This is a genomic window from Nonomuraea lactucae (assembly GCF_003313395.1).
In the GTDB taxonomy this organism is placed as follows: domain Bacteria; phylum Actinomycetota; class Actinomycetes; order Streptosporangiales; family Streptosporangiaceae; genus Nonomuraea; species Nonomuraea lactucae.
Window position 1 is genome coordinate 1 of record NZ_QNFZ01000784.1, and the last position, 4878, is coordinate 4878.

Genomic DNA, 4878 nt, shown 5'->3' on the forward strand with positions numbered 1-4878 from the left:
CGCGCTGCGCGTCGGCCCGCGCTCGGCGGGCTCCTCCCCCGGCCCGGCCTGCTACGGCCTCGGCGGCGGCGAGCCGACCGTGACCGACGCGAACCTCGTGCTCGGCTACCTGGCGTCGGCGTCGATCCCCCTGTCGCCGCCGCTCGCGGAGAAGGCCGTCGACCGGATCGCGGGGCCGCTCGGCGTCTCGCGCGCGGAGGCGGCCCTGGCGGTGCACACCATCGTCAGCGCCGCCATGGCCTCGGCCGTGCACGTGGTGACGGTGCAGCGCGGGATCGACCCGCGAGGCTTCGCGCTGGTGGCGTTCGGCGGGGCGGGGCCGATGCACGCGGCGAGGGTGGCCGAGCGGTTCGGGATCGGGCTGGTGGTGGTGCCCGCGCACTGCGGGGTGGCATCGGCCGCCGGGCTGCTCGCGGGCGAGCTGTCGACGGACCGGGTGCTGTCGCGGCTGGGAGCCGCGGACCCTGAGGAGGTCTTCGCGACGCTGGCACGCGCGGCGGCCGAGGACCTCGGGGTGTCGCCGTCGGATCCGGGTGTGCGGGTGCGCCGGTCGGTGGACGCGCGCTTCCGGGGGCAGTCGCACGACCTGACGGTTGAGTGGAGCCCGTCGCGGGAGGCGCTGGAGTCGCGTTTCTTCGCGCGGTACGCCCAGGTGTACGGGATCGAGCAGCGGGGCGAGATCGAACTGGTCGGCTACCGCGTCCGGGTGACCCTCTCGAACTCGGCCTCCACGTCGGCTCTGGCGTCGGACTCCGCGTCCCTTCCGGAGGCCCCCCCGGTCCCGGGCACGCGGGCGGCCTACTTCCCCGAGGCGGGCGGCTACACCCGCGTCCCCGTCCACACCCGGGCCACCCTGACCGCCCTCCCCGGCCCCGGCATCATCGAGGACCCCGAGTCCACGATCGTGGTGCCGCCCGGGTGGACCGCCCGTCCCGGCCCGGCGGGCGCCGTGCACCTGCTCCGCGAGGAGGCCGCGCGTGCGTGACGTGCTGACGGCGGAGGTGCTGCGCAACGCGCTCGTGGTCGCCGCCGAGGAGGCCAGCATCGTCGTGGTGCGCTCCGCGTACTCCACGTTCATCGTCGAGGGCTCCGACGCCTCCGCCGCCGTCCTGGACGCCCGGGGACGGCTGATCGCGCAGTCCGTGGCCACCACGCTCATGAACAGCATGGCCCTCAAGGTCGCCCTCCCCGAGCTGGTCGCGGACATCCCGCTCGGCGCGATGCGGCCCGGCGACGTGTACGTGCTCAACGACGCCTACCGGGGCGGCGTGCACACCAACGACCTGCTCGTCTACCGGCCCGTCTTCGTCGGCGGCACGCCCGCGTACTTCACCGCGACCATGATCCACGTCTCGGACCTGGGCGGGCTGTCCGCCGGCGGCATGGCCCCGCTGGCCACCGACATCTTCCTGGAAGGGCTGCGGCTGCCGCCGGTGCGGCTGGCCACCGCCGCCGGCCTCGAACCCGCCGTCGAGGCGATCCTGCGCGCGAACAGCCGCACCCCGGACAAGGTCATGGGCGACGTGCGGGCCCTGATCGCGGGCACCGCCGTGGCCGCCGCCCGGCTCGGCGCGCTCATCGAGGAGTACGGCGAGGCGGGGCTGGCCGCGGGGATCGAGGACTACCTGGACCACACGGAGGCCAGGACGCGGTCCGCCCTGGCCGGGCTGCCCGCCGGCAGGTTCGAGGCGTCGTACCCGATCGACGACGACGGGATCACCCCCGGCAGGGAGCACCACGTCCGCGTGGCCGTCACGGCGGGGGCGGCCGGGGCGGACGTGGTGGTGGACTTCGAGGGGACCGGCGGGCAGGTGCCCGCCGCCGTCAACGCCTCGGCCTCCCAGTCGCTGGCGGCGGCCGTCTTCGCCGTACGGTGCTTCCTCGACCCCGCCATCCCCATGAACGACGGCTGCCTGCGCGCCATCGACGTGCGCCTGCCGGAGGGCTCGCTGCTCAACGCCCGCTCCCCCTACCCCTGCGGCGGCAGGTTCGTGCCCATCTACGCGGCCATGGAGGCCGTCTTCCAGGCGCTGTCCGACGCCGTGCCCGAGCGGGCCATCGCGGCGAGCGGGATCCTGCAGCCGTTCTCCATCGCCGCCGTGGGTGCGCCGTACTGGATCCACCTCGCCTACGACTTCGGCGGCGTCGGTGCGCGCCAGGGACTCGACGGGCCCGACGCGACGGGCGTCCACTTCGGCATCGGCCGCAACTCGGTGCCGCAGGCGGAGCCGGTGGAGAGCCGCTGCCCGCTGGTCGTCGAGTCGATCGAGACGATCCCCGACTCGGGCGGGCCGGGCCGCCATCGGGGCGGGCTCGGCTCGCGCACCGTCCACAGGTTCCTGGCGGACTGCCACGTCACGACCCGCGGCGACCGCCTGCGCCTGGCCCCGCCGGGCCGCGACGGCGGTCTGCCGGGTCGGCTGGGCGGCTTCTTCAGGCGGCGCCCGGACGGCACGCTCGAACGGCTCGCGGCCAAGATGAACAACGTGCTGTTCGCGGCGGGAGAGGCGTTCGTGGTGGAGACGACGGGCGGCGGCGGGATCGGCCCGCCGTACGAGCGGGATCTCGGGGCGGTGGCGGAGGACCTGGAGTCGGGCCGCGTCACTTTGCGAGGCGCCGAGGACGACTACGGCGTCCGGTTGGCCCCGGACGGCTCCCTCACCCGTGACGGCTGAGCAGGACAGCGGGATCGAAGGCGACGGAGTAGGGCTCGTCCAAGGTGGCGATGGCCCCGGCCTTGTGCGCGGTCGGCGGTCCGTAGGCTTCGTCGGCCAACTCGTGGACGTAGACCGTCGGCCCCTCGTCCAGCTCGATCCGCCAGTACAGCGGGATGCCGGCGGCGGCGTAGTTCTCGACCTTCAGCAGCCTGTCCCGAGCCTTCGTGCTCGGGCTCACCACCTCCACGACGAGCCGGATGTCGTCGGGCGACAACATCAGCTCCCCCGCCTCCGTCACCTCGACCGGCACCACGACCAGGTCGGGGATGAAGTAGTCCCTGGCGCTCACTCGCAGGTTCACGGCCTGCAGCGGCTCCAGGTGAGGCGGAGCCGCGTCTTCGAGGATGCGCTCGAGACGGCGGATCGCACGCTGGTGCAGCGGGACGGGGGAAGGGCTCACCAGAAGGCTCCCGTTGAAGAGCTCATAGCGGTTCCCGTCGTCGGGGAACTTGAGCAGGTCGTCGACAGTGAAGGGTGGCACGCCGGGAAGGACCGTGCGCCCGGTGGTAGGTTCGGTCGTCGCCATCGCGGTCACCCACTCATTGTCGCGGATCTCGCCCTCGCCCACATGCTACTTCCCCGATCTCGTGACCCTCAGTCACGAAGTCGTCACTCCTGGCCTCACGGTCCTCCCCTGACGAGGTGGACGACGGGCCGCCCGCCGGGGCCCGGCTCTGTCTTCACCTGCGCGCCGAAGTGCGTGCCGACGAGCGCCTCGGTGAGCACCTGGCCGGGTTCGCCGGCGGCCACCGCGCGGCCCCCGGCGAGCAGCAGGAGGGTGTCGGCGTACAGCCCGGCGACGGTCAGGTCGTGCAGCGTGGTGACGACGGTGAGCCCGTCGGCGAGCCTGAGGCGGTCGACCAGCTCCAGCACCTGCTGCTGGTGTCCGAGGTCGAGGGCGGTGGTGGGCTCGTCGAGGAGCAGCACGGGGGCCTGCTGGGCGAGCGCCCTGGCCAGCACCGCGCGCTGCCGTTCGCCGCCGGACAGCTCGCCCGCGCGGCGCGCCGCCAACTCCGCCAGGTCCAGCCGGTCGAGCACCGACGCGGGGCAGCCGGATCTCATGGAGCAGGCCCCGCTCGACGGGTGCGAGGCCGGAGTCGGCGTCCACCAGCGGCAGCCAGTCGAGCACCTGGACGACCACCTGCCATGGGGAGATGTCGGCCGCGCCGTCGAGCAGGCCGGCCACCATGGAGACGGCCAGCACACCCACCGCCCCGGCCAGCCAGAGCGGCCTGGCCCTGGCGGGGCCCGGGGCGTCGGCGCGGAGGCAGGCGACCTGGCTATGACAGTTGCGGGACAGCGCCGGATTCGCACCGGACTTCGCTGCGCTCTGCGCGTCGGACGAACGCTATCAACACCCCGGACGGGCCCGGAGTCAAGGGGCGGCGAGCTGCGCCTCGGCCTCGGCGATGATCCGCTGCAGCCGGAGGCCGCGGGCGGCGTCGAGGGGGTGCCCGCCGCCCTGCCGTACCGTGCCGGCGAACTCCTCGGCGACGGTGGCGAGCGCCCCGTCGTCCGCGGGCCGGAGCAGGGCGCTGCCCTTGCGTCCGTAGACGGCGACGCTGGAGGGCCGCGGGTCTCCGGGAGCGGCCATGCAGAGCGACGCCTCGCTGACGGCGCCGCCCTCGTGGTCGAGCAGCAGGCCGGTCCAGCCGAGCGGGTGGCCGTGCGCGCGCACGCCGGTGACCGGCCCGAGGGCGGCGTCGAGCAGGTCCACCACGTGCGGCCCCACGTCGAGCAGCGCGCCGCGCTCCAGCCGCCACGGCGTGGCGAACGGGTTGTCACCCAGCAGGACGCCGGTGATGTTGGCGGCGTGCCCGCCGAACGGCTCGATCTCGGCGCAGCGCGCCAGGAACTCCCGGGTACCGGCGGCGTAGCGAAGGGTCAGCACCATCTGCGAGGCGACCCCGGCCTCCCGGATCGCCTCCGCCAGGCGCTCGGCGTTCTCCAGGGAGTCGGCGAGCGGCTTCTCCAGCAGCAGCGCCTTGCCCGCCCGCGCCGCCCGGACCCCGATCTCGGCCTGTACGGCGGGCGGCACGCAGAACGCGACGGCCTCGCAGGCGTCGAACAGCTCCTCGACCCGCTCGAAGACCGGCGCGCCCAGCCGGGCGGCGGCCTCCGGGCGGCGGGCCCAGACCCCGGCCAGCCGGGTGTGCGGGCC

5 protein-coding genes are annotated in these 4878 nt (G+C 74.6%); 2 read left to right on the forward strand and 3 right to left on the reverse strand.

Going from position 1 to position 4878, the window contains the following annotated elements:
• Both DQW85_RS27495 and DQW85_RS27500 read left to right on the forward strand, forming a co-directional pair.
• Positions 1-985: hydantoinase/oxoprolinase family protein (locus DQW85_RS27495; protein ID WP_275888264.1), on the forward strand; the 985-nt coding region annotated here is incomplete at its 5' end.
• Positions 978-2675, forward strand: a complete 1698-nt coding sequence (locus DQW85_RS27500; RefSeq protein WP_113702810.1) for a hydantoinase B/oxoprolinase family protein — start codon at positions 978-980, stop codon at positions 2673-2675. The genes DQW85_RS27495 and DQW85_RS27500, both read left to right, overlap by 8 nt.
• Here the strand turns inward: DQW85_RS27500 and DQW85_RS27505 are convergent.
• The 3 genes from DQW85_RS27505 to DQW85_RS27520 all read right to left on the reverse strand — a co-directional run.
• Positions 2659-3285, reverse strand: coding sequence for a Uma2 family endonuclease (locus DQW85_RS27505; RefSeq protein ID WP_113702811.1), 627 nt, complete (start codon positions 3283-3285; stop codon positions 2659-2661). The two genes, DQW85_RS27500 and DQW85_RS27505, sit on opposite strands and share 17 nt — an antisense overlap.
• A 53-nt stretch (positions 3286-3338) precedes the next feature.
• Positions 3339-3779 (reverse strand): ABC transporter ATP-binding protein, encoded by a 441-nt coding sequence (locus tag DQW85_RS27510; RefSeq protein ID WP_240197459.1) that lies wholly within the window; start codon positions 3777-3779, stop codon positions 3339-3341.
• A 313-nt stretch (positions 3780-4092) separates the two neighbouring features.
• Positions 4093-4878: Gfo/Idh/MocA family protein (locus DQW85_RS27520; protein WP_162795427.1), on the reverse strand; the 786-nt coding region annotated here is incomplete at its 5' end.

Bases quoted from the DNA above. Each gene is read 5' to 3' on its own strand.
- DQW85_RS27510 (WP_240197459.1), bottom strand. From the start codon at position 3,779: ATGAGATCCGGCTGCCCCGCGTCGGTGCTCGACCGGCTGGACCTGGCG.